Origin of the sequence: Micromonospora sp. NPDC007271, assembly GCF_040634005.1 — a bacterium.
In the GTDB taxonomy this organism is placed as follows: Bacteria; Actinomycetota; Actinomycetes; order Mycobacteriales; family Micromonosporaceae; genus Micromonospora.
Window position 1 is genome coordinate 14,193 of sequence record NZ_JBEYER010000007.1, and the last position, 22,860, is coordinate 37,052.

Below are 22,860 nucleotides of genomic sequence, written 5' to 3' on the forward strand. Positions count from 1 at the left end.
GGAACGGCGTTCCCGCAGCCGGGGGCCGTGGTGAGCGGGCCGCGAACCGCTCGCCCGGGGGATTGCCGATCCGGTCCGGTGGGCATCTTGTCCACTCGTGATCAAGCGACATGGCACGGGGGTGCGTGCCGCACGGCGGACGGAAGGGCGCGGGGATGGGTGCACTGCGCAAGGCGGGGGTCTGGCTCGGGCTCGTCGAGGAGGACGACGAGCGGGCGTACGAGGACGGTGGCTACGACAAGGGTGGCTACCGGGACTCGCGCTACCGGTCGAGCCGGTACTCCGAGGAGTTCGCCGACGACGAGGACGAGGAGTCCGAGGAGCGCCCGGCGAGCCGGGGTCGGCTCGGCGACCGGGGCCGGCTGTCCGAGCGCGCCGCGAGCCGGGCGGCGGAGACCGACCGGGCCGAGGTCGAGCGCTCGGAGCGGGCCGAGCGGTCCAGCGTCCGGTCGATCACCCGTTCCGGTGCGGGCGAGACCTCCGGCGCGCTGACCTACCACACCCGCGACAACCTCGCCCTCGCGCCGCAGGTGCACCCCCGGGAGCGGGCGGTGGTGGCCGAGGAGGAGCAGCGCTACCAGATCACCACCCTGCACCCGACGACCTACCGCGAGGCGCGCACCATCGGCGAGCATTTCCGGGACGGCGTACCCGTGATCATCAACCTCACCGAAATGGACGAGGCGGATGCCCGCCGTCTGGTGGATTTCGCCGCCGGGCTCGCTTTCGGACTGCGCGGTACGATCGAGCGCGTGACCAACCGGGTGTTCCTGCTCTCACCGGCAAATGTGCAGGTCACCGCGGAGGACAAGGCCAAGATCGCTGAGGGCGGCTTTTTCAGCCTGAGCTAGCCCGCTCGACCGAGGGACGTCGCCTGCCGTGTTGTCGATCCTGTTCCAGGTGCTCTACCTGCTCGCCTACTTCTTCCTGCTCGTGCTTTTGGCCCGATTTGTCCTCAGCGCCGTTCTGGCCTACGGTCGCCGCTGGCAGCCGGGTCGCGGTGCCTCGGTGGGACTGGAAGTGGTGTGGAGCGTCACTGATCCGCCCCTGCGCGCGTTGAGGCGGGTGATCCCACCATTGCGGATTGGTACCGTGAGCATCGACCTGGCCTCGCTTGTGCTCCTGGTTATCCTGTTCGTGCTGATGGAGTTCGTGTTTAGGCGGCTGTTCCTGGCATTTGCCTGACCAGCGCGCTTTCGCGGCCGCAACTGACCCGAGGAGTTTCGATGCCGCTTACCCCGGCCGACGTCCATAACGTCGCCTTCAAGAAGCCGCCGATCGGCAAGCGGGGATACGACGAGGAGGAGGTCGACGCGTTCCTGGACGAGGTCGAGCGCGAGCTCGCCCGTCTGATCGAGGAGAACAACGAGCTGCGCGCCCAGGTGGAGCGCGGCGGTCGGGGCGGCGCTCCCGCCGGCCCCGGCGGCGACGCCCGGCTCGCGGCGGAGCTCAACGATGTCAAGGCCCAGCTCGACCGGGTGCAGCGCGACAAGGCGGCCGCCGAGCAGGCGGCCCGGGCGATGCAGGCCGAGCTGGAGCAGGTCCGCGCCCAGGGCGGCCCTGCCGCCGGCGCCGACGGCGAGCAGCAGGCGCTGCGGGTGCTGATGATGGCCCAGCGCACCGCCGACGACCACGTGTCGGACGCGCGCCGCGAGGCCGACCAGCTCCTCTCCGAGGCCCGTTCCAAGGCCGAGGAGGTCACCCGCGAGGCTCGCGCCAAGGCCGACGCCCTCGAGCGGGACGCGCGCCAGCGGCACCAGGAGGCCATGGGCGGCCTGGACGCCAAGCGCACCGCGCTGCAGAAGCACATCGAGGAGCTCAAGCAGTTCGAGCGCGAGTACCGCACCCGCCTCAAGGCGTACCTGGAGAGCCAGCTGCGTGACCTCGACGGTCGGGGCCAGGGCCTCGAGGCCGAGATCAACCGCGCCGAGGGCAACCGTGCCGCCGGGGGCAGCAACGGCCTCGCCACCGCCGGCCTGGCCAGCTCCTACGGCGGTGGGCGCGCCGGCTCGCTCGAGTCCGGCCGCTGATCCCGCTGTCGGCGGCCGCCGCGTAGCCGGCCGCTGACCGCGCAGACCGACACGACGCGGCGGGGGTGAGCCGTGATAGTCACCAGCATCCTGCTCATCCTCGTCGCGGTCGTGCTCCTGGTGGTCGGGCTGGCCGAAGGGTCCAGTCCGCTGCTGATCACCTCCATCGCGGCGAGCCTGCTGGCCGCCGTGGCTCTGGTCGCGGGTGCCCGCCAGGCAGCCGCCAACCGGGCCACGGCGGGCCGGACCACGGGCCCGCGCCTCCGGACCGCACCGACCGGCGACCCGTACGGGTCCCGGCCCGGGGGACCGGAGATCCCGGTTCAGCGCATTTCGTCGACGGTCGATGCCGGTGGCCCTGGGTGGCGGCAACCACCCGGGTCCCCGGTGACCGACCCGAGCGAGCCCTCCGGCACCGATCCGTACGCCCCGCCGGGGCAGCGGGAGCCGTTCGAGGCCGACGCCGTGGTGGCGGCTCCGACGCCCACCTCACCGGCCGCCGGGGGTCCCTACGCCCCCGAACCGCCCGCGCAGCAGGTGTCCCCGGGCGACCTCGCCCGGCTGGCCCGGCTCGACGATCCGGTCCGGGTGGTCGACGGCCACCCCCGGTTCCACCTGCCCCACTGCCCCCACCTCGCGGGCCGGGAGGACGAGGCGCTGCCCGTCGCCGAGGCGGTCGGGCTCGGGTTCACCCCGTGCGCCCGCTGCGGCCCCGCCACCGTCCTGCTCACCGATGCCCAGTCTGGTTGACCATGAGCACCGTGGACGACACGATCACCGTCGCCGTACGGGTGAAGCCCGGCTCCTCGCGCGCCCGGGTCGGCGGGCGCTTCGACGGCCCGCACGGGCCGGCCCTGGTCATCGCCGTGACCGCCCGCGCCGTGGACGGCCGTGCCACCGAGGCGGCTCGCCGGGCCCTCGCCGACGCCCTCGGCGTCCGGCCGGCAGCGGTCTCGCTGCGCGTCGGTGCGGCCAGCCGGGACAAGCTCTTCCTGGTCGAGCGCCCGGCGCCCGGGCTGCCCGACGTGCTGCGCCGGCTGCGGGACGGGTCGGCCGAGTGAGGACCGCCCGGGCCGGCCGCGGATGACCCCCGGGCTCGATCTCGCGCTGCTGCTCGGCGCGGCCGTCCTGCTGGTCGCGGTGGGCGCGGTGCGCTTCTCCACCCGGCTCGGCGTGCCGAGTCTGCTGGTCTACCTCGCGCTCGGGGTGGTGGTCGACGAGGCCCTGGGGCACCGGTTCCACGACGTGGAGCTGACCCGGGTGCTCGGGTTCTGCGCCCTCATCGTGATCATCGCCGAGGGCGGGCTGAGCGCGCGATGGAGCACCCTGCGTCCGGTGCTCGGGATGGCCGCGGCGCTCTCCACGGTCGGCGTGCTGGTCAGCATCGTGGTGGTCGGGGTCGTGGTGCACCTGCTGCTCGGGCTGGACTGGCGGCTGGCGCTGCTCTACGGCGCGGTGCTCTCCTCCACCGACGCGGCGGCCGTCTTCGCCACCCTGCGGCGGCTGCGTCTGCCGCCCCGGCTGGTGGCCACCCTCGAGGCCGAGTCGGGCATGAACGACGCCCCCGCGGTGATCGTGGTCCTGCTGCTGTCCCGGGACGTCGCCGCGGCCCACCCCTGGTGGTACGAGGTCCTCCTGGTCGGCTACGAGCTGGGCGTCGGCGCGGCCGTCGGGGCGGCGGCCGGGATCACCGGCCGGTACGCGCTGCGCCGGGCCGCGCTCCCGTCGGCCGGTCTCTACCCGATCGCGGTGGTCGGCTTCACGGTGCTGGCGTACGCGGCCGGCTCGGTGCTGCACGCCTCGGGCTTCCTCGCCGTCTACGTCGCGGGTGTGCTGCTCGGCAACGCCCGACTGCCGCACCGGCAGGCCATCCTCGGGTTCGCCGACGGGCTGGCCTGGCTGGCCCAGATCGGCCTGTTCGTGCTGCTGGGGTTGCTGGTCGCGCCGGACCGGCTGGGCGCGGCGGTGCTGCCGGCGGTGGTCACCGGGCTGGCCCTGGTGCTGCTCGCCCGCCCGCTGTCGGTGGCGGTCTCCGCGCTGCCGTTCCGGTTCCGTCCGCGTGAGCAGCTCTTCCTGTCCTGGGCCGGGCTGCGCGGCGCGGTGCCCATCGTGCTGGCCACCATCCCGCTGTCGGAACGGGTGCCCGGGGCGGACCGGCTCTTCGACGCGGTCTTCGTGCTGGTGGTGATCTTCACGTTGCTCCAGGCGGGGACCCTGGCGCCGACGGCCCGGCGGCTCGGGGTGACCGCGCCGGCCGAGGCCGCCGAGATCCGGGTCGAGACGGCCCCGCTGGAACGGATGCGGGCCGACCTGCTGCAGCTGGAGGTGCCGCCGGGGTCCCGGCTGGGTGGGGTGCACGTGGACGAGCTGCGGCTGCCGGTGGGGGCCTCGGTGACCCTGGTGCTGCGCGACGGGGCGGGCTTCGTGCCCGGCCCGGACACCCGGCTCAAGGTCGGCGACAGCCTGCTCCTCGTCGCCACCGCCGAGGTCCGCGACGAGGTGGAGCGGCGGCTGCGCGCGGTCAGCCGCCGGGGCCGGTTGGCCCGCTGGTTTGGCGAGTACGGCGAGGACCGGGACGGTTGATCTGCTAGCGTTCCCTTTGTCCCGATTGGTGGCTGTTCGGGGCTGAATCGCGGTGCGACGGTGCGGCACGTTGTCGGACGCCTGTACGTTCCGTATTCTTGCCACCCTCCGGAGTGCACGGCCTGGCGGCCGTGCGCCCGTTTTGTACATGGGGGACGCCGGTGCCGGTTGCCCCTGCCCAGGCACCGCCGATGCCGCGGTACGCGGCCGAGGGAGCTGACGATGGCGAAGCCAGTGGATACCAGGACCGCCGGCCGCAAGCCGGTGGCGAAGGCCACCCGCAGCGCGGCGGAGACCGAGAAGATCCGGGCCGCTCTGGCGGCCCGGCGGGATGAGCTGAGCGCCGAGTACGATCAGACGCTGAGCGAGATCACCGAGCTGCAGCGCGACCGGCTGACCGACTCGGCCGGGGACGACCAGGCCGACACCGGGACCAAGACGTTCGAGCGGGAGCAGGAGATCTCTCTCGCCAACAGCATCAAGGAGCGGATCACGCAGGTCGAGCGCGCACTGGAGCGCCTCGACGGGGGTGGGTACGGCTGGTGCGAGCGGTGCGGCAACCCGATCCCGGTGGAGCGGCTCGCCGCCTTCCCGTCGGCCACCCTCTGCGTGACCTGCAAGCAGCTGGAGGAGCGGCGCTGAGGCACCCTCCCCCGGCGGCTTGATCGCCAGACGGTGAGGGTCACCGTCGCAAGCGTCGATGGGGAGCAGATGACCGCAGCACCGCCCGCCGGGTCCGGCACCGCCGAGTCGCGCCGCGGCACGCCCCACCGCAGGGCGGTCGGGGTCCTTCTCGGCGTCGCCCTGGTCTCGCTCGTCGCCGACCTGGTCACCAAGCAGCTGGCGCTCTCGTCGCTCACCGGGCGGGGTCCGGTCTCGCTGCTCGACGGCACCGTCTACCTCACCCTGACCCGCAACAGCGGTGCGGCCTGGAGCATCGGCTCCGGCTACACCTGGGTCTTCCCGCTGATCACCTTCGGCGTCATCGCCTGGATCGGCTGGATGGCGCTGCGGCTGCGCTCGCTGCCGTGGGCCGTCTCGCTCGGGCTGGTGCTCGGCGGGGCGCTGGGCAACCTCACCGACCGGATCTTCCGGGCGCCCGGGCACTTCGTCGGCCACGTGGTCGACATGATCAGCCTCTTCGACCCGTACGGGCAGGTGTGGCCGGTGTTCAACCTGGCCGACAGCTCCCTGGTGTGCGGGGTGGTCCTCGCCGTGCTGCTGGAGCTGACCGGCCGGCAGCGCGACGGCGGCCGGGCCGGCGCCGAGCCGGCGGAGTCCGCCCGGTCCACGTCCGTCGAGGCGGCCCGGGGCGGCGAGCAGCGGGGGCAGGCGTGACCTCCGCCTTCGCCGCCGGCGGCGACCACCGCTCCCTGCCCGTTCCGGACGGCCTCGACGGGATGCGGCTCGACCAGGCCGTCGCCCGGCTCTTCGGCCTCTCCCGGACCGCCGCGGCCGCCCTCGTGGACGCCGGGGACGCGCTGGTCGACGGCGTGGTCCGGGCCAACTCGCACAAGGTCAAGGCCGGCTCCTGGCTGGAGGTGACGCTGCCCGCGCCGGCCGCCCCGCCGACCGTGGTGCCGCAGGCCGTGCCCGGGCTGACCGTGGTGCACGCCGACGACGACATCGTGGTGGTGGACAAGCCGGTCGGGGTGGCCGCCCACCCGAGCCCCGGCTGGACCGGGCCCACGGTCATCGGCGGCCTGGCCGCGATCGGCCACCGGATCTCCACCAGCGGCGCGGCCGAGCGGCAGGGCGTGGTGCACCGGCTCGACGTGGGCACCACCGGGATCATGGTGGTGGCCAAGAGCGAGCAGGCGTACACCGCGTTGAAGCGGGCGTTCAAGTACCGCGAGGTGGAGAAGCGTTACCACGCGGTGGTGCAGGGCCACCCCGACCCGCTGCGCGGCACCATCGACGCGCCGATCGACCGGCACCCGCACCACGACTACCGCTGGGCGGTGGTCTCCGGCGGCAAGCCGAGCATCACCCACTACGACACGCTGGAGGCGTTCCCGGCGGCCAGCCTGCTCGACGTCCGGCTGGAGACCGGGCGTACCCACCAGATCCGGGTGCACTTCTCCACCCTGCGGCACCCCTGCGTGGGCGACCTCACCTACGGCGCGGACCCGACCCTCTCGGCCCGGCTCGGGCTGGCCCGGCAGTGGCTGCACGCCCGCTCGTTGAGCTTCCTGCACCCGCGTACCGGCGCGGAGGTCACCTTCGTCAGCGACTACCCGGACGACCTGGCCCGGGCGCTGGAGATCCTCCGCGACTGACCGCACCGCACCGCCCGACCGCCCGACGAGGGGAGCACCGTGCCCGCCGACGTATCGCCGCGCCCGTCCGGGCGCCGGCCGTCGCGGTCCGGCCGGCTCACCTGGATCGCGCTGGCCTGCGCGCTGGCGGTGCTGGTCGCCGCGCTGTGGGACCGCCGGCGTGAGCCCGTGACCGACCGTACGGTCGGTGAGGTCACCCGCGTCGGCGTGGTCGAGGGCGACTCCATCCCGGACTACCAGCGGGCCGCGGCCACCGAGCTGGCCGCCCTGGCCGCCCCGGCCACCCCGGGGGTGGGCGACTACGCCCTGGTCTCGTTCGCGGCCTACCTGACGCCCGCCCGGCTGGCCGACACGCTGGGCGCCACCCCGGTCTCCGCGGTGGTCGCCCGGGTGCCGCTGCCCGGGCGGCAGACCGAGATCGTCCGGCTCGCCGCGCTGCGGCTGCCCGACGACGTGGTCGCCGGGATGGCCGAGCTGGCCGCGCGCAAGGACCGGGAGGCCGCCGACTACCGGGCCCGCGCCGCCGCCCCGGCGGCCTCCGCCGACCCCGAGCTGCGTCGGGTGTACGACACCGGCGCGTCGGTCTCCGCCCGGGAGGCGGCCGCCTACCGGTCGGGCTGCGCCTGCGTGTACGCCGCCGTGGTCCGGGACACTCCGGACGCCCTGCGGGGCCTGGCCGCCCGACCGGGCGTACGGGTGGTCGACGCCGCGCCGGAGGTGCGGCGGCTGGACCGTACGGTGTTCACCCCGCCGCTGCCCGAGCAGCGGGACGTGGTCCGGCCGCCGGCCGACACCGGCCTGACCGAGGCGCGGGTGGGCGATTCGTCGGAAGCCGCACCGACGGTGAGCGGGTCCTCACCCCCGGCCAACCGGCCGCCGACCGGTGCGGGACCCCCGAACCCCGGCCCCACCTCCTGAGACGTGCCCGCCGGTGGGCCGTGGTCCGGGCCGGCGGTCGACGGGGGGCCGGGGGGCAGTGGTGAGCCGGGTGTGTTCCGCATAGGGTTTCGTTCGTAGCCTGTCAGGCAATGATCGATGGGGCTGGGGAGGGGCGGAGCCGTGGACGGCAGCGAGACCGGCTGGGGTCGGCAGGCTGAGCCGGCACCGCGATGGCGGGCGCTGCTCGACCGGGCCCGGCTCAGCGGTCGCGGTGTGGAGCACATCGAGGCGGAGCGCCGCGTCGAGGAGCAGCCACCACCGCCCCCCGAGCCGCTGCCCCGGCGCGCCGCCGGGGCCGGCTGGACCGGCCGGGCCCAGCCCGTCGGGCCGCCCGCCGAGCCCTCGTACGGCGCGGAGCCCTCCTACGGCGCCGAGCCGCCGTACCGGGCCGAGGCGACCTATCGGGTGGAGCCGGCCTACCGGGCCGACCCGGGCTACGGCGCCGAGTCGCCGTACCGGGGGGAGCCCGCGTACCGCGCCGAGCCGGAGCAGCGCGCCGAGCCGTCCTGGCGGGGCGAGCCGGCGAACCGGCCCGAGCCCGAACCGGCGCCGCGCGGGCGGGGCACCGCCTCCGTCGAGCCCCGGTACGCGCTGCTCGACCAGGGCTACCGGCCCGAACCGCCGGCGGAGTCCCGGTACGCGCTGCTGGACCGGGGCCGCTACCGGCCCGAGAACCACCAATCCCCGGAGCCGGCCCCGACCGCCCCGGCCTATCCGACCCCGCCCGCCGCCGACGGCTATCCGACCCCGCCCGCCGCCGACGGCTATCCGGCCCCGCCCGCCGCCGAGGGCTATCCGACCCGGGCCGAGCGGGCCCGGGTCGAGTGGCGTGCCCCGGCGCCGGACACCGAGCTGGAACGGGCCACCGGGGTGCTCCGCCGCGAGCTGGGCGGCCCCCGGGTGGTCGCCTTCGCCAACCCGAAGGGCGGGGTGCACAAGACCACCGCCACGGTGCTCGCCGCGGCGACCGTGGGCAGCGTGCGCGGGCGCGGCGTGCTCGCCTGGGACGACAACGAACTGCGTGGCACGCTCGGGCTGCGGGCCGGCAGCGCCCGGCACGCCCGCACCATCCGGCACCTGATCCACGACCTCGCCCAGATCGAGATCCTGGAGGGCGCCGCCCTGCTGGAGCACCTCGACGACTACCTGCGGCACGCCTCCGACGGCTCGTACGACGTGCTGGCCGGCGAGGAGAGCCCCCGGTTCGCCCAGCGGCTGGACCAGTTCACCGTCAAGCGGGTGCTGGAGCTGCTGCGGCGTACCCACGACGTGGTCTGTGTGGACACCGGCAACAACGTGGAGAGCCCGAACTGGCGTACGGTCATGCAGGCCGCCGACCAGCTCGTGGTGACCACCGTGCCGCGTGAGGACGCCGCGTTCAGCGCGGACTGGATGCTCGACCTGCTGCACGAGGTGGGCATGGGCGAGCTGGCCGACAACGCCGTCACCCTGATCTCCTGCCCGACGCCGGGGCGTAGCCCGCTCCAGGACGACCTGGAGCGACACTTCGCCACCCGGACCCGGGCGGTCGCCGTGGTGCCCTACGACCCGGCGCTGGAGACCGGCTCCTCCATCGACCACCACCAGCTGCAGGCGGAGACCCGGCAGGCCTGGCTCAGGGCCGCCGCGGTGATGCTGGAGCCGTTCGCCCGGTGACCACCGCCCCCCACCCGGCCCCGGCCTGAGAGGATCACCGGGTGAGTCCGGACACCCCTGAGCCCGAGCAGGCCGCCGACCGTCCCGGCGTGCCCGGCACAACCGACCGCCCCTCCGGCAGCCCCGGGGGCGGCCCGCCGTCCGCTCCGGCCCCCGACTCCTCGGCTCCGGACTTCCCGGTCACAGATTCCCCAGCCCCTGATGCTCCAGCCCCTGATTGCCCGGCCCCGGATTCCCCGGCCGCCGATGCTCGGACCGCCGACGGCTCGGCGGCCCAGGGGGAGCTGCCCGGGTCGCCGCCCACCACCGGTCGGGGCCGGACGGTCGGGATCGTCCTCGGCGCCGCGCTGGTGCTGACCGGATTGGGTGCGCCGCTGGGGCTGCTCTGGGCGGTGGTGGCACCGGGCACCCCGGTGGAGAAGACCGCCCGGGGCGCGATCTACGCCACGCCGCAGCCGGAGCAGCCGATCGCCGCCGACGGCTGGTTCAGCGTGCTCGGGCTCGGCTTCGGGGTGCTCGCCGCGATCGCACTGTGGTTCCTGCTGCGCCGCCGGCGCGGCCCGGTGGGCCTGCTCGCCGGGGGCCTGGGCGGCCTCGGCGCGGCGGTGGTGGCCTGGCAGTTGGGTCGCCGCGTCGGGCTGGACACCTACCATCGGCTGCTGGCCACCGCGCCCGACGGGACGGCCTTCACCAAGCCGGCCGACCTGCGGGCCGGCGGGGTGGACTGGTATCTGCACGTGCTGCCCGTGCCGTACGGCAATCTGCTGCTGCCCGCGTTCGGCGTGGCCGTGACGTACACCCTGCTGGCCGGCTGGTCGCGGTGGCCGTCGCTGCGCCCGGAGCCCGACGGCGGCTGGCCGCCGGCCGGCCCGGAACTCAGTTCGGCGCCGGGGGACCGGCCAGCTCGCTGAGCGGGACGGGGACCGCCCGGACGTGGCGCAGCAGCGACGTCTCCCGGTGGAGCAGTCGCAGCTCGGCGCGGAGCCGGGCGGCGGTGTCGTCGATGGCGAGCAGCCGCTGCCGGTCGCCGACGGTCAGCGCGGCGGTGGCGGCGACCAGGTGCGACAGCACCGTGGGATCCTCCGGCAGCTGCTCGGAGATCTCCTGCGGATCCGGCCGGATCAGGCTCAGGTACTGCCGGAACACCGAGATCACCCGGGCGGCGAGCAGGCCGGCGACCTCGTCGGTGCCGGCCGGCTCGGGCAGCCACTCCACCTCGGCGGTGAGGTAGGGCGTGGTGCCCTCGTCGACCTCGGCGATGCGGAACCGCCGCCGGCCCACCGTGACGATGTCGAAACCGCCGTCGGCCAGCTCGGTGACCTGCCGCAGCTCGGCGGTGCAGCCCACCTCGTGCAGGGTGACGTCGCCGCCGGCCCGGCCCGCGCCGAGGGCCACCTCCCAGCCGGCCCGGATCGCCACCACCCCGAACTCCCGGGGCGCGCCCTCCGGCAGCCCGACCAGGTGGCGCACCAGCGCCCGGTAGCGCTCCTCGAAGATGTGCAGCGGGAGGACCAGCCCGGGGAAGAGGACCGTCCCGAGCGGAAACACCGGCAGCCGTGCGGTCACGCGTCCGAGGGTAGCCCGACCGGACCCGCTCGGCGTGTCCCGGCTCACCGTCCCGCCGTACGGGCGGCGCCGGTCGGCCCGGGGCGGGCCCGCCTAGACTCGCAAGGGTGTTGAACCGGATCGACCTGCGCGGCGGCGTGCGCGACCCGCGCCGCCTGCTGCCCCGTGCCCAGCTCGACGTGTCGGTGGCCGTCGAGAGGATCCGTCCCCTGGTGGAGGCGGTCCGGGAGCATGGCTACCCCGCGATCCGGGAGGCGAGCGAACGGTTCGACGGCATCTGCCCGGAGCGCCTGCGGGTGCCCGTCGAGACGATCCGCGCGGCCGAGGGGACGCTCGACCCGCAGGTCCGCGCCGCGCTGCTGGAGTCGATCAGCCGGGCCCGCCGGGTCCACGCCGACCAGCGCCGCGCCGATCACACCACCCAGGTGGTGCCGGGCGGCACGGTGACCGAGCGGTGGGTGCCGGTCGACCGGGTCGGCCTCTACGTCCCCGGCGGCCTGGCCATGTACCCGTCGACCGTGGTGATGAACGTGGTCCCCGCCCAGGCGGCCGGGGTGCGCTCGCTGGTGGTGGTCAGCCCGCCCCAGCAGGACAACGGCGGCCTGCCCGACCAGCGGGTCCTCGCGGCCTGCGCGCTGCTCGGCGTGGACGAGGTCTACGCGGTCGGCGGCGCCCAGGCGGTGGCCATGCTGGCGTACGGTGCGGCCGTCGACCCGGCCGGCGCGGAGCGGTGCGACCCGGTCGACCTGATCACCGGCCCGGGCAACATCTGGGTCACCGCCGCGAAGCGGCTGCTGCGCGGCGTGGTCGGCATCGACGCCGAGGCCGGCCCCACCGAGATCGCCATCCTCGCCGACGACACCGCCGACCCGGCGCACGTCGCCGCCGACCTGATCAGCCAGGCCGAGCACGACCCGCTCGCGGCCAGCGTGCTGGTCACCCCGTCGGTGGCGCTCGCCGACGCGGTCGACACGGAGCTGGCCCGGCAGGTGCCGGCGGCCAAGCACGCCGAGCGGATCGGCACCGCGCTGCGCGGGGAGCAGAGCGGGGTGGTCCTCGTCGACGACCTCGAGGCGGGGCTGCGGGTGGTCGACGCGTACGCGGCCGAGCACCTGGAGATCCAGACCGTCGACGCCCGCGACTGGGCGATGCGGGTACGCAACGCCGGGGCGATCTTCGTGGGTGCCTGGTCGCCCGTGTCGCTCGGCGACTACTGCGCCGGTTCCAACCACGTGCTGCCCACCGGCGGCTGCGCCCGGCACTCCTCCGGCCTGTCGGTGCAGTCCTTCCTGCGCGGCATCCACCTCGTCGAATACAGCCAGGAGGCGCTGCGCGAGGTCGCCCCGCACGTGGTCACCCTGGCCGGGGTGGAGGACCTGCCGGCGCACGGCCAGGCGGTCAGCGTCCGGTTCGCGGGGGACGCCCCGTGAGCACGCTCGACGATCTGCCGATCCGGGACGACCTGCGGGGCCTGCGGCCGTACGGCGCGCCGCAACTCGACGTGCCGGTCCGGCTGAACACCAACGAGAACTCCTACCCGGTGCCCGAGCCGGTGGTGGACGCGATCGGCAAGGCCCTCGCGGCCGAGCTGCGCGACCTCAACCGCTACCCGGACCGGGACGCGGTGGCGCTCCGCGCCGACCTGGCGGAATACCTGGGCCACGGGCTCACCGTCGACCAGGTCTGGGCGGCCAACGGCTCCAACGAGATCCAGCAGCAGCTGCTCCAGGCGTTCGGCGGTCCCGGGCGCACCGCGCTCGGCTTCACCCCGGCGTACTCGATGCACCCGCTGCTGGCGCTCGGCACCGGCACCGGCTGGCTCCCGGCCGAGCGCGGCGTCGACTTCGGCCTCACCGCCGCCGACGCGGTCGCCCAGGTCCGGGCGTACCGGCCCGACGTGGTCTTCCTCTGCTCGCCGAACAACCCGACCGGCACCGCCCTCGACCCGGCCGTGGTCGCCGCCGTGCTGGCCGAGGCGCCCGGCATGGTGGTGGTGGACGAGGCGTACGCCGAGTTCGCCCGGCCGGGCACGGTCAGCGCGCTCGCCGTGCTGCCCGACCACCCCCGGCTGGTGGTCACCCGGACGATGAGCAAGGCGTTCGGCTTCGCCGGCGGGCGGCTCGGCTACCTGGCCGCCGACCCGGCCGTGGTGCAGGCGGTGCAGCTCGTGCGGCTGCCGTACCACCTCTCCGCGCTCACCCAGGCCGCCGCCCGCGCGGCGCTGGCGCACCGCGACGCCCTGCTCGGCACGGTCGCCGCGATCATGGAGCAGCGCGACCGGATCGTCGCCGAGCTGCGGGCCCGCGGCCACCGGGTCGCCGACAGCGACGCCAACTTCGTGCTCTTCTCCGTCGGCGGTGACCAGGCCGTCGCCTGGCGCACCCTGCTCGACGCGGGCGTGCTGGTGCGCGACGTCGGCCTGCCCGGCTGGCTGCGGGTCACCGCCGGCACCCCCGCCGAGACCGACGCCTTCCTCTCAGCGATGGAGAGTATTCGATGAGTCGTACCGCCCGGATCGAGCGGATCACCAAGGAGACCAAGGTTCTCGTCGAGATCGACCTCGACGGCGCCGGCAAGGCCGACATCGAGACCGGCGTCGGCTTCTACGACCACATGCTCCACCAGATCGCCCGGCACGGCGGCTTCGACCTGACCGTGCACACGGTCGGCGACCTGGAGATCGACGCGCACCACACCATGGAGGACACCGCGCTCGCCCTGGGCGCCGCGTTCGACCAGGCGCTGGGGGACAAGGCCGGCATCCGGCGGTACGGGTCGGCCACCGTCCCGATGGACGAGGTGCTGGTCCGCGCCGCCGTCGACCTCTCCGGCCGGCCGTACGTGGTGCACGACGAGCCGCCGCTCGCGCCGTACATCGGGCCGGTCTACCCGACCAGCATGACCCGGCACATCTGGGAGTCGTTCGGGCAGGCCGCCCGGATCACCCTGCACGTCGACGTGCTGCGGGCGGCCCGGCCCGGTGGCCATCCGGACGCCCACCACGTGGTCGAGGCCCAGTTCAAGGCGGTCGCCCGGGCGCTGCGCGAGGCCACCGCGATCGATCCGCGCGACGCCGGGGCGATCCCGAGCACCAAGGGGGCGCTCTGATGAGCGCGAGGAACGCGGCGCAGCGGAGTACCGCAGCCGCGAATGAGAGGCGGATCTGATGGGGGCGGTGCTGCCGACGCTGCTGCTGATCCTGGCCGGGGTGCTGGTCGGCGGGACGTGGTCGCTGTACCGGCAGGGCGTGCCGCGCGGCGCCGTGGTGGTCACCGGCCTGCTCGCCGTGCTGGCCACCGCCGGCGGGCTGCTCTGGCTACTGCCCGGGGGGGCGTGATGGTCAAGCGCGTAGTGGTGCTCGACCACGGTTCGGGCAACCTCCGGTCGGCCGAGCGCGCCCTGGCGCGGGCCGGTGCGGACGTCACCGTGACCGACGACCTGACCGCCGCCGCCGAGGCGGCGGGCCTGGTGGTGCCGGGCGTCGGCGCGTACGCGGCGTGCATGGCCGGGATCGAGGCGCTCGGCGCCGGCCCGGTCATCGCCGAGCGGGTCGCCGCCGGCCGTCCGGTGCTCGGCATCTGTGTCGGCATGCAGGTGCTCTTCGAGCACGGCGACGAGCACGGCGTGGTGACCAAGGGGCTCGGGCTGCTGCCCGGCGGGGTGACCCGGCTGCCCGCCGGTCGGTTGCCCCACATGGGCTGGAACACCGTCCGTCCGCCGGCCGGCTCGGTGCTCTTCGCCGGGTTGCCGGCCGACGCCCGGTTCTACTTCGTCCACTCGTACGGGGTGGCCGATACCGCCGGGCTGGTCGCGGCCGGGGCGGCGGTGACCACCGCCGAGCACGGGGCCGAGTTCGTCGCGGCCGTGGAGCGGGGCCCGCTGTCGGCGACCCAGTTCCACCCGGAGAAGTCGGCCGACACGGGCGCCGCCCTGCTCCGCAACTGGCTGGCGAAGCTGTGAGCGCGAGGAGTGAGCCGGGTTTGCGAGCCCCGCAGTCGCGAACGAAGGTGGCGCTGTGAGCGCGAGGAGTGAGCCGGGTTTGCGAGCCCCGCAGTCGCGAACGACGGTGGCCCCGTGAGCAAGGAGCGGGCCCGGCGGCGGGAGGCCCGCCAGGCCCAACTGGAGGCCGAGCGCGATGCCCGGCTCCGCCGGGTGGCCCGCCGGGAGCGGCGGCGGGCGCTCGTCCGTCGGCTGACCCCGAGACTGCGGCGCGGCCGCACCGGCCGGCTGGTCCGGCACACCCGGGGGGAGCGCGCCGCGATCGTGCTGCTCACCGGGCTGGCGCTGGTCGCCATCTGGAGTTTCGTCGACGACCTGGCGCTGCGGTTGGCGCTGGTCGTGTTGTTGCTGCTGGTCCTGCCGGCGATCGTGGTGATCGCCCTGGACCGCCGGACCTGAAGCGAGGAGAAGAGCTCTTGAGCCTCACCCTGTTGCCCGCCGTGGACGTCGCCGACGGTCAGGCCGTCCGGCTAGTGCAGGGCGCCGCCGGCAGCGAGACCGCGTACGGCGACCCCTTGGAGGCGGCCCTCGCCTGGCAGTCCGACGGCGCGGAGTGGATCCACCTGGTCGACCTGGACGCCGCCTTCGGGCGGGGCTCCAACGCCGGGCTGCTCGCCGAGGTGGTCGGGAGGCTGGACGTCAAGGTGGAACTCTCCGGCGGGATCCGGGACGACGCGTCGCTGCGGGCCGCCCTCGCCACCGGGGCGGCCCGGGTCAACATCGGCACGGCCGCGCTGGAGGACCCGCAGTGGTGCGACCGTGTCTGCGGCGAGTACGGCGACCGGGTGGCGATCGGGCTGGACGTGCGCGGCCGTACCCTCGCCGCGCGGGGCTGGACCCGCGAGGGCGGTGACCTGTACGAGGTGCTGGAGCGGCTGGACAAGGCCGGCGCCTCCCGTTACGTGGTCACCGACATCACCAAGGACGGCACCATGCGCGGGCCGAACCTGGACCTGCTGCGCGAGGTCTGCGCGCGGACCGACGCCCCGGTGATCGCCTCCGGCGGCGTCTCCACCCTGGACGACCTGCGGGCCCTGGCCGCCCTGGAGCCGGCGGGGGTGGAGGGCGTGATCGCCGGCAAGGCCCTCTACGCCGGGGCGTTCACGGTCGCCGAGGCCCTCGCCGCGCTGCGGGCCGCCGGGTGACCGTGGGCGAGGGTCGGGCCGTCACCCGGCTCGGCTCGGGCGGCCCCTGGGAGGCCCGGTACGGCTACTCCCGGGTGGTCCGGGCCGGCGATCTGGCCATCACCGCGGGCTGCACCTCGACCGTCGACGGCCGGGTGGTGCACGTCGGGGACGCGGCGGCGCAGACCGCCCAGGCGCTGCGGATCGGCCTGGCCGCGCTCGCGGAGGTGGGCGCGGGGCCGGCCGACGTGATCCGGACCCGGATGTACGTGACCGACCGGAGCCACGCCGACGAGGTCGGGCGGGCGCACAACGCGGTGTTCGGGTCGGTCCACCCGGTGGCGACCATGGTGGTCGTGGCCGGGCTGATCGACCAGGAGCATCTGGTCGAGGTCGAGCTGGAGGCCTGGGTGGGGTAGGTCGGCTCGGCCGGCCTGGTGCGAGTCGTCTGTGACGTCAGCTCGAAAGGGCGTCACGGGCGGTGGCCGGCCTCACAGGGCGGCCGCCGCCACGGGCCGGAGGGATAGGCTCGCGACATGACGGTGGCGGTACGGGTGATCCCCTGTCTCGACGTGGACGCCGGGCGGGTGGTCAAGGGGGTCAACTTCCTCGACCTGCGCGACGCGGGCGACCCGGTGGAGCTGGCCGCGGCGTACGACCGGGCCGGCGCGGACGAGCTGACCTTCCTCGACGTCACCGCCTCCGCCAGCGACCGCGGCACGATGCTCGACGTGGTCCGGCGCACCGCCGAGTCGGTCTTCATCCCGCTCACCGTCGGCGGTGGCGTACGCACGGTGGCCGACGTCGACACCCTGCTGCGCGCGGGTGCGGACAAGGTCGGGGTGAACACCGCGGCGATCGCCCGGCCGGAGCTGATCGCCGAGATCGCCGACCGGTTCGGCCGGCAGGTGCTGGTGCTCTCCCTCGACGTGCGGCGGGCCCCGGCGGGCACCACGCCGAGCGGTTTCGAGGTGACCACCCACGGCGGCCGGCGGGGCACCGGCCTCGACGCGGTCGAGTGGGCCCGGCGCGGCGCCGAGCTGGGCGCGGGGGAGATCCTGCTCAACTCGATGGACGCCGACGGCACCAAGGCCGGCTTCGACCTGCCGCTGATCCAGACCGTCCGAGAGGTGGTGGACGTGCCGGTGATCGCCAGTGGCGGCGCCGGCGCGGTGGCGCACTTCCCGCCGGCGATCGGCGCGGGCGCCGACGCGGTGCTCGCGGCGAGCGTCTTCCACTTCGGCGAGCTGACCGTCGGCGAGGTGAAGGACGCCCTGCGCGGCGCCGGCCACCCGGTGCGCTGACCCGTCCCGCCGGGCTGCCCGTCGGCCCCGGCCCCGCCGTGACCGGCGCCCCGTGGTGCCGCCCGCCGGCCGGGACTCAGGGGCGGCCGGAGTGGCCCTCGGGGGAGCGGCGCGGCATCGGGATCGAGCGGACCACGTACTCCTGGACGGCGGCGGCGTGATCGTCCTCGTCGAGGCGCCAGTCGGACTCGCCCGGGGCGTGCCGGCGGCTCAGCACGCCCTGCACGGTGTCCACCGTGGTCCCCACCCCGGCGCTCGGCCGGGTACGCCACAACCGCTCGCCGTCCGGTGTGATCCGGAACCAGCCGTCGGAGACGCTGACCAGACCCGCGCCGGCCAGCCGGCGGACCGCACCCTCGACCTCGTGTCGCTCGGGGATGGAGCGGTTGAGGTGGTCGGCGGTCGAGAGGACGTCAGCGAGGCGGACACCCTCCGGCCGACGGGTGGAGGCCGACCGGCGGTGCCGGCCGGCACCACTCGCGATCACCAGCGCGACGAAGATCCAGGCGTCGGTCCAGCGCCATCCGTTCTCCCCCATGCAGGAATGATGCCCGGCGTTGCCGGTGGAGGAAACACCCTGGTTCTGCGACCCGGCGTCAGGGCAGCTCAGCGGGGTGCCGCCCGTCCCGCCCGGTGGTCACGCCGCCTCGCCGGCCGGCTGGGGCCCACAGCCCACCGTCGGCTCCATGGTGGGCGGCGCCGGCTGCGCGGGCACCGCGAAGAGCGGGATGAACACCTGGGCGAGCGGCCCGATGGCGAGCGCGTACGCGACCGTGCCGAGGCCGACCGTGCCGCCGAGTAGCCAACCGAGCGCCAGCACGGTCACCTCGATGATGGTCCGGACCAGCCGGATCGAGCGGCCGGGGTGGCGGGCGACGTATCCGGTCATCAGGCCGTCGCGCGGGCCGGGGCCGAGCGCCGCCCCCAGGTAGAGCCCGGTGGCCGCGCCGTTGGCGACGATCCCGGCGACGAGCAGGCCGATCCGGATCGGCAGGCTGCCGCCGGGCGGCAGCACGGCCAGGGTGCCGTCCACCACCAGCCCGATCACCACCACGTTGCTGACCGTGCCGAGGCCGGGGCGTTGCCGCAGCGGGATCCAGAGCAGCAGGACGAGGGCGCCGACCGCGATGGTGACCGTGCCGAAGGAGAGCCGGGTCTGCCGGGCGAGGCCCTGGTGGAACACGTCCCACGGGTCGAGGCCGAGGTCGGACCGGATCATCAGGGCCATGCTGACGCCGTAGAGCGCGAGCCCGGTGTAGAGCTGGGTCAGCCGCCGGACAGGCCGGTACCGGAGATTGCCAATCGCTGCCATGCGTGCCACCCTAAGGGCCAATCTTGCCGACGATAGAGCCAATTTAGGAGGGGTGGCCATGACAAGTCAGGTGCGTGGCGTCCAATTGGCTCGCCTTCTCGGCCAGTGGCACGCGCTGCCCGGCCGGCGGCGCAGCCCCGACTACGCCGCGCTGGCCGCCGCCGTCCGCGGCCTGCTGGCCGACGGCCGGCTCCCCCTCGGGGTACGCCTGCCGGCGGAGCGGGAGCTGGCGGACGCGCTGCGGATCAGCCGGACCACGGTCACCGCCGCGTACCGGGAGCTGCGCGAGAGCGGCCACCTGGCCAGTCGCCGCGGCGCCGGGAGCTGGACCATGCTGCCCGGCACCCACCGGGTCGCCAGCACCGGGCTCTGGACCCCGCTCGACGACCGGGACATGATCGACCTCGGGGTGGCCGCGCTCTCCGCGCCGCCGCAGCTCGCGGCGGCCGCCCGGGCCGCCGCCGAGGACCTGCCGCGTTACCTCGGCGGGGCCGGGTACCACCCGACCGGCATCATCGAGCTGCGCGAGGCGGTCGCCCACGCGTACACCGAGCGGGGGCTGCCGACCAGCCCGGAGCAGATCATGGTCACCAGCGGCACCCAGCACGCGCTGGACCTGGTGTTGCGGCTCGCCCTGTCGCCGGGTGGCGGGGTGCTCGTGGAGTCGCCGACCTACCCCAACGCCCTCGCCGCGCTGTCCGCCCGCCGGGCCCGGATCACCACCCACGGCCTGGCCACCGACGGCGCGGGCTGGGACGCCGACCTGCTGCTCGGCAGCATCCGGCAGGCCCGGCCGAAACTGGCGTACCTGATCCCCGAGTTCCAGAACCCCACCGGTCACCTGATGGAGACCGGGCTGCGCGAGCGCCTCGTCGGCGCCGCCCACGCCGCCGGGACCGACCTGGTCATCGACGAGTCCTTCGTGGACCTGCCACTGGACGACACCCCGCTGCCGCCGCCGGTGGCCCTGTTCGACCGGCACTCCCGGGTGATCAGCATCGGCGGCATGAGCAAGCCGTACTGGGGTGGGCTGCGGATCGGCTGGGTCCGGGCGTCCGCCCCCCAGGTGCAGCGGCTGGCGGCCGCGCGGGTCGGCGTCGACATGGCCAGCCCGGTGCTCGACCAACTCGTCGCGGTGCACCTGCTGGCCGAGGCGCCGAGCATCGTGGCCGCCCGGCGGGCCCAGCTCACCGCCCAGCGGGACGCGCTGGTGGGGGCGCTGGCCGAGCGGCTGCCGGACTGGCGGGTCGCGGTGCCGCGGGGCGGGGTCACGCTCTGGGCCGAGCTGGACGGCCCGATCTCCAGCGCCCTCGCCCGGGCGGCGGAGGAGATCGGGGTACGCCTGGCGCCCGGCCCCCGGTTCGGCCTGGACGGCACCCTCGAGCGGTTCCTGCGGTTGCCGTTCACGCTGCCCGCCGCCGACCTGGTGGAGGCCGTCGGCCGGCTCGCCGCGGTCCGCTACGACCTGGACCGGACCGGCCGCCCGCAGTGGCGGGAGCCGTCCGTCATCGCCTGAGCCGGGGCGGGCGGGCTTGCCGGATGCGCCGCGCCGGACCCGGCCGCGGGGCAGACTCAAGCGGTGGCCAGCGGTAGGTCGAGGGGACTGTCCGATCGGTTCCAGATGGTCGCCGAGAGTGGCGGAGTGACCCGGCTGGAACTCTTCCTCGACCTTGTCTTCGTCTACGCCTTCCTCAACGTGACCACCCTGGCCACCATCAGTTTCGACCTCTTCGGGATCGTGCGCGGTCTGCTGCTGCTCGCGCTGCTGTGGTGGTGCTGGGTCTCCTACGCCTGGCTCAGCAACTCCATCCGGTTGGACCGGGGGATCATGCCGGTGGTCACCTTCGGCCTCATCGCGATCATCTTCGTGTTGGGGGTGGCGATCCAGGAGGCATACGTCGACCGGCCCGGTGGGCTGCCCGGCCCGCTCGTCTTCGTGCTGGGTTACCTCGCCGCGCGGGCCGGCGCCCTGATGGTCGCGACGGTCTACGCCAGGTCCGACCCGGTCTCCCGGCGGCGGATCCGGCGCGGCTGGCTCCCCCTGTTCGGTGCCGCCCCGCTGCTGCTGCTCACGGCGCTGCTGGCCGGTCGGTTGATCGACGTCGAGATCCATCCGTGGGCCCGCCTGGGGCTGTTGCTCCTGGCGGTCCTCATCGAGTACGGCGGTGGGGTGCTCACCGGCGTGGTGAATGCGCGCGACATCCCGGTACGGCACTGGGTCGAGCGGCATTCCCTGATCGTCATGGTCGCGTTCGGCGAGACGATCATCTCCGTCGGCGTCAGCCGGGGCATCGGCTCCACCGAACCGATCACCTGGCCGCTGGTCGTCGCCATCCTGCTCAGCGTGAGCGTCGTGGGCGTGCTCTGGTGGACGTACTTCGACCTCGCCCGGTTCGCCGCCGAACTCGCCCTTGAGCGGGTGTCCGGGGCGGCCCGGGTACGGCTGGCCCGGCACGCGTACACCTTCCTGCACCTGCCGATCATCGGCGGCCTGATCCTGCTCTCCTTCGGCCTCAAGAAGGCGGTGGGGGTCGTCGGCGAACCGGCGCCGCTGCCCGGGCTGTCCCTGCTCGCACTGTACGGCGGCGTGATCCTGTACCTGGTGGGGCTGCTCGCCTTCGAAGGGCGCACGATGCACATCGTGGGCCGCGGGCCGCTGCTCGGCCTCGTCCTGCTGGCCCTCGGCATACCGGTGGCGGCCCAGGTGCCGGCGCTGGCCGCGCTCGCGATTCTCGCTGGCCTGGTGGCCGTGCTCGTGCTCGCCGACCGTACCGTCTTCCGGGGCCGGCACCAGGTCCTGCACCGCGAGATCCAGCCCGCCGTCCAGCGGGTCGTCGGTGTCGCCCCGAAGGAGCTCTTCTTCGATCTGGTCTTCGTCTACGCGTTCATCCAGGTCACCAGCCTGATGGCCGCCGATCCGACCTGGCACGGGCTGGTCCGCGGGCTGGCGGCGCTGGCCGTCCTCTGGTGGGCCTGGAACGCGTTCGCGTGGCTGTCCAGCGCGCTGCGCGCCGAGGAGTCGAGAGCTCGCCTGATTTTCGTGGCCGTCGCGGCGAACATCCTCATCATCGCGGTCGCGATCCCGGTGGCGTTCTACGACCCGTCGCGGGTCGGGCTGTACGGTCCGCTGGTCTTCGCGACCTGCTACGGCGTCGTCCGGCTGCTGCACCTGGGCTCGTTCTGGGTGGTCGCGCGCGGCAATCCCGACCTACAGCGCCAACTGCTGCTGCTCGCCCTCCCGGCCGGGCTGGCGATCCTCCTGCTGCTGAGCGCCGCGCTGCTGCCCGAACTGGTCGGCGTGCGGGGACCCTACAGCCCGCTGCGGATCGCCCTGTGGCTGGCCGCCGTAGCCGTCGACTACAGCAGCCGGTACCTGGTCAACGTCAGGCGGTGGCGGATCAGTTCGGCCAGTCACTGGGCGGAGCGGTACGGCCTGATCATCATCGTCGCGCTCGGCGAGGCGATGATCTCCACCGGACGGGCGGTGGCCGACCAGCCGATATCCGCGCTGGTGGTCGTCGGGGCGATTCTCGGCACGGCGCTGGTGGCGACGCTGTGGTGGGTCTACTTCGACGTCGACGCCATCGCCGGGGAACGCGCCGTGGAGACCGCCACGGGAGGCGACCGCAGCCGGCTGGCCGCCGACGCGTACACCTTTCTGCACCCGGTGATGGTGGCCGGCGTCGTGCTGGTCGCGCTCGGTCTGGGCCAGACGCTCACGCTGGTGCACCAGAGGCCCGGGCTGGAGACGGGGTTGGCCGCCCTGGCCCACCTCGCCCTCTACGGCGGGGTGATCCTCTATCTGATCGGCGATCAGGCCTTCTGGTGGCGGACGCAGCGCGGCATCCGGCGGATCCGCGGCATCACGACGCTGGTGTTCGTCGCGCTGGTCCCGCTGACCGCCCCCTGGGCCGGGCTGGTGAGCCTCGCGGTCCTCGTCGCCGTCTCCATCATCTTCTTGATCGTCGAAGCGGTGCGTACGGCGCAGCTGAGACGGGTGCTGCGCGAGCCGCTGGTCTCCGAGGCGGGTCCGTAGCGGGTGCCGGTGCACCTGGCCGCCCGGCACCC

The 22,860-nt window shown here is 74.7% G+C and carries 26 protein-coding genes; 23 read left to right on the forward strand and 3 right to left on the reverse strand.

Going from position 1 to position 22,860, the window contains the following annotated elements; all coding sequences use genetic code 11:
• Positions 1-155: 155 nt before the first annotated feature.
• The 12 genes from sepF to ABZ570_RS04500 all read left to right on the forward strand — a co-directional run bounded on the left by sepF (position 156) and on the right by ABZ570_RS04500 (position 10,398).
• A complete protein-coding gene (sepF, locus tag ABZ570_RS04445) occupies positions 156-851 on the forward strand; it encodes a cell division protein SepF (protein ID WP_358056703.1) in 696 nt (231 codons plus the stop codon).
• A gap of 28 nt (positions 852-879) precedes the next feature.
• On the forward strand, positions 880-1,185 hold the full coding sequence (locus ABZ570_RS04450; RefSeq protein WP_358056705.1) for a YggT family protein: 306 nt from the start codon (positions 880-882) through the stop codon (positions 1,183-1,185).
• 41 nt (positions 1,186-1,226) lie between these two features.
• Positions 1,227-2,030 (forward strand): DivIVA domain-containing protein, encoded by an 804-nt coding sequence (locus ABZ570_RS04455; protein WP_358056707.1) that lies wholly within the window; start codon positions 1,227-1,229, stop codon positions 2,028-2,030.
• Between the two features lie 72 nt (positions 2,031-2,102).
• Positions 2,103-2,780, forward strand: a complete 678-nt coding sequence (locus ABZ570_RS04460; RefSeq protein ID WP_358056709.1) for a hypothetical protein — start codon at positions 2,103-2,105, stop codon at positions 2,778-2,780.
• Between the two features lie 2 nt (positions 2,781-2,782).
• Positions 2,783-3,091 (forward strand): DUF167 domain-containing protein, encoded by a 309-nt coding sequence (locus ABZ570_RS04465; RefSeq protein WP_358056711.1) that lies wholly within the window; start codon positions 2,783-2,785, stop codon positions 3,089-3,091.
• A 22-nt stretch (positions 3,092-3,113) separates the two neighbouring features.
• Complete coding sequence (locus tag ABZ570_RS04470) at positions 3,114-4,613, forward strand: potassium/proton antiporter (RefSeq protein ID WP_358056713.1); 1,500 nt, start codon at positions 3,114-3,116, stop codon at positions 4,611-4,613.
• Between the two features lie 222 nt (positions 4,614-4,835).
• Positions 4,836-5,255, forward strand: a complete 420-nt coding sequence (locus tag ABZ570_RS04475) for a TraR/DksA family transcriptional regulator (protein WP_358056715.1) — start codon at positions 4,836-4,838, stop codon at positions 5,253-5,255.
• Positions 5,256-5,324: 69 nt separating this feature from the next.
• Complete coding sequence (gene lspA / locus ABZ570_RS04480; RefSeq protein ID WP_358056717.1) at positions 5,325-5,951, forward strand: signal peptidase II; 627 nt, start codon at positions 5,325-5,327, stop codon at positions 5,949-5,951.
• Complete coding sequence (locus ABZ570_RS04485; RefSeq protein WP_358056719.1) at positions 5,948-6,892, forward strand: RluA family pseudouridine synthase; 945 nt, start codon at positions 5,948-5,950, stop codon at positions 6,890-6,892. Before lspA ends, ABZ570_RS04485 begins: the two co-directional genes overlap by 4 nt.
• Positions 6,893-6,931: 39 nt before the next feature.
• Positions 6,932-7,810, forward strand: a complete 879-nt coding sequence (locus tag ABZ570_RS04490; protein ID WP_358056721.1) for a hypothetical protein — start codon at positions 6,932-6,934, stop codon at positions 7,808-7,810.
• 117 nt (positions 7,811-7,927) lie between these two features.
• Positions 7,928-9,487, forward strand: a complete 1,560-nt coding sequence (locus ABZ570_RS04495; protein ID WP_358056723.1) for an AAA family ATPase — start codon at positions 7,928-7,930, stop codon at positions 9,485-9,487.
• Positions 9,488-9,528: 41 nt separating this feature from the next.
• The gene (locus tag ABZ570_RS04500; RefSeq protein ID WP_358056725.1) at positions 9,529-10,398 is read left to right on the forward strand and encodes a DUF2567 domain-containing protein; all 870 of its coding nucleotides are present in this window, start codon (positions 9,529-9,531) and stop codon (positions 10,396-10,398) included.
• Here ABZ570_RS04500 and ABZ570_RS04505 read toward each other — a convergent pair.
• Complete coding sequence (locus ABZ570_RS04505) at positions 10,364-11,053, reverse strand: LON peptidase substrate-binding domain-containing protein (RefSeq protein WP_358056727.1); 690 nt, start codon at positions 11,051-11,053, stop codon at positions 10,364-10,366. The genes ABZ570_RS04500 and ABZ570_RS04505 overlap by 35 nt on opposite strands.
• A 107-nt stretch (positions 11,054-11,160) precedes the next feature.
• Here ABZ570_RS04505 and hisD point away from each other — a divergent pair, with 107 nt between their 5' ends.
• The 9 genes from hisD to hisF all read left to right on the forward strand — a co-directional run bounded on the left by hisD (position 11,161) and on the right by hisF (position 17,480).
• A complete protein-coding gene (hisD, locus tag ABZ570_RS04510) occupies positions 11,161-12,483 on the forward strand; it encodes a histidinol dehydrogenase (RefSeq protein ID WP_358056729.1) in 1,323 nt (440 codons plus the stop codon).
• Complete coding sequence (locus ABZ570_RS04515) at positions 12,480-13,553, forward strand: histidinol-phosphate transaminase (protein WP_358056731.1); 1,074 nt, start codon at positions 12,480-12,482, stop codon at positions 13,551-13,553. The genes hisD and ABZ570_RS04515 overlap by 4 nt, the downstream gene beginning before the upstream one ends.
• Positions 13,550-14,161: an imidazoleglycerol-phosphate dehydratase HisB gene (gene hisB / locus ABZ570_RS04520; RefSeq protein ID WP_358056733.1), complete on the forward strand. Its 612-nt coding sequence runs from the start codon at positions 13,550-13,552 to the stop codon at positions 14,159-14,161. The genes ABZ570_RS04515 and hisB overlap by 4 nt, the downstream gene beginning before the upstream one ends.
• 58 nt (positions 14,162-14,219) lie before the next feature.
• Positions 14,220-14,390 (forward strand): hypothetical protein, encoded by a 171-nt coding sequence (locus ABZ570_RS04525; RefSeq protein WP_358056735.1) that lies wholly within the window; start codon positions 14,220-14,222, stop codon positions 14,388-14,390.
• The gene (hisH, locus tag ABZ570_RS04530) at positions 14,390-15,013 is read left to right on the forward strand and encodes an imidazole glycerol phosphate synthase subunit HisH (protein ID WP_358056737.1); all 624 of its coding nucleotides are present in this window, start codon (positions 14,390-14,392) and stop codon (positions 15,011-15,013) included. The genes ABZ570_RS04525 and hisH overlap by 1 nt, the downstream gene beginning before the upstream one ends.
• 114 nt (positions 15,014-15,127) lie before the next feature.
• Positions 15,128-15,451, forward strand: a complete 324-nt coding sequence (locus tag ABZ570_RS04535; RefSeq protein WP_358056739.1) for a hypothetical protein — start codon at positions 15,128-15,130, stop codon at positions 15,449-15,451.
• 17 nt (positions 15,452-15,468) lie between these two features.
• On the forward strand, positions 15,469-16,197 hold the full coding sequence (priA, locus tag ABZ570_RS04540) for a bifunctional 1-(5-phosphoribosyl)-5-((5-phosphoribosylamino)methylideneamino)imidazole-4-carboxamide isomerase/phosphoribosylanthranilate isomerase PriA (protein WP_358056741.1): 729 nt from the start codon (positions 15,469-15,471) through the stop codon (positions 16,195-16,197).
• Positions 16,194-16,595, forward strand: a complete 402-nt coding sequence (locus ABZ570_RS04545; RefSeq protein WP_358056743.1) for a RidA family protein — start codon at positions 16,194-16,196, stop codon at positions 16,593-16,595. The genes priA and ABZ570_RS04545 overlap by 4 nt, the downstream gene beginning before the upstream one ends.
• Positions 16,596-16,712: 117 nt before the next feature.
• A complete protein-coding gene (hisF, locus tag ABZ570_RS04550; protein ID WP_358056745.1) occupies positions 16,713-17,480 on the forward strand; it encodes an imidazole glycerol phosphate synthase subunit HisF in 768 nt (255 codons plus the stop codon).
• Positions 17,481-17,556: 76 nt separating this feature from the next.
• Here the strand turns inward: hisF and ABZ570_RS04555 are convergent, their stop codons facing one another.
• Together ABZ570_RS04555 and ABZ570_RS04560 are read right to left on the reverse strand one after the other, a co-directional pair.
• Positions 17,557-18,018 carry a hypothetical protein gene (locus ABZ570_RS04555; protein WP_358056747.1) on the reverse strand — a complete coding sequence of 154 codons (462 nt, stop codon included), beginning with the start codon at positions 18,016-18,018 and terminating at the stop codon, positions 17,557-17,559.
• A gap of 99 nt (positions 18,019-18,117) precedes the next feature.
• The gene (locus ABZ570_RS04560; protein WP_358056749.1) at positions 18,118-18,792 is read right to left on the reverse strand and encodes a hypothetical protein; all 675 of its coding nucleotides are present in this window, start codon (positions 18,790-18,792) and stop codon (positions 18,118-18,120) included.
• A 58-nt stretch (positions 18,793-18,850) separates the two neighbouring features.
• Here ABZ570_RS04560 and ABZ570_RS04565 point away from each other — a divergent pair, with 58 nt between their 5' ends.
• Together ABZ570_RS04565 and ABZ570_RS04570 are read left to right on the forward strand one after the other, a co-directional pair.
• Positions 18,851-20,308 carry a PLP-dependent aminotransferase family protein gene (locus ABZ570_RS04565; protein ID WP_358056751.1) on the forward strand — a complete coding sequence of 486 codons (1,458 nt, stop codon included), beginning with the start codon at positions 18,851-18,853 and terminating at the stop codon, positions 20,306-20,308.
• 63 nt (positions 20,309-20,371) lie between these two features.
• Entirely contained in the window at positions 20,372-22,828 is a 2,457-nt protein-coding gene (locus ABZ570_RS04570) for a low temperature requirement protein A (RefSeq protein WP_358056753.1), read from the forward strand.
• Positions 22,829-22,860: the final 32 nt, after the last annotated feature.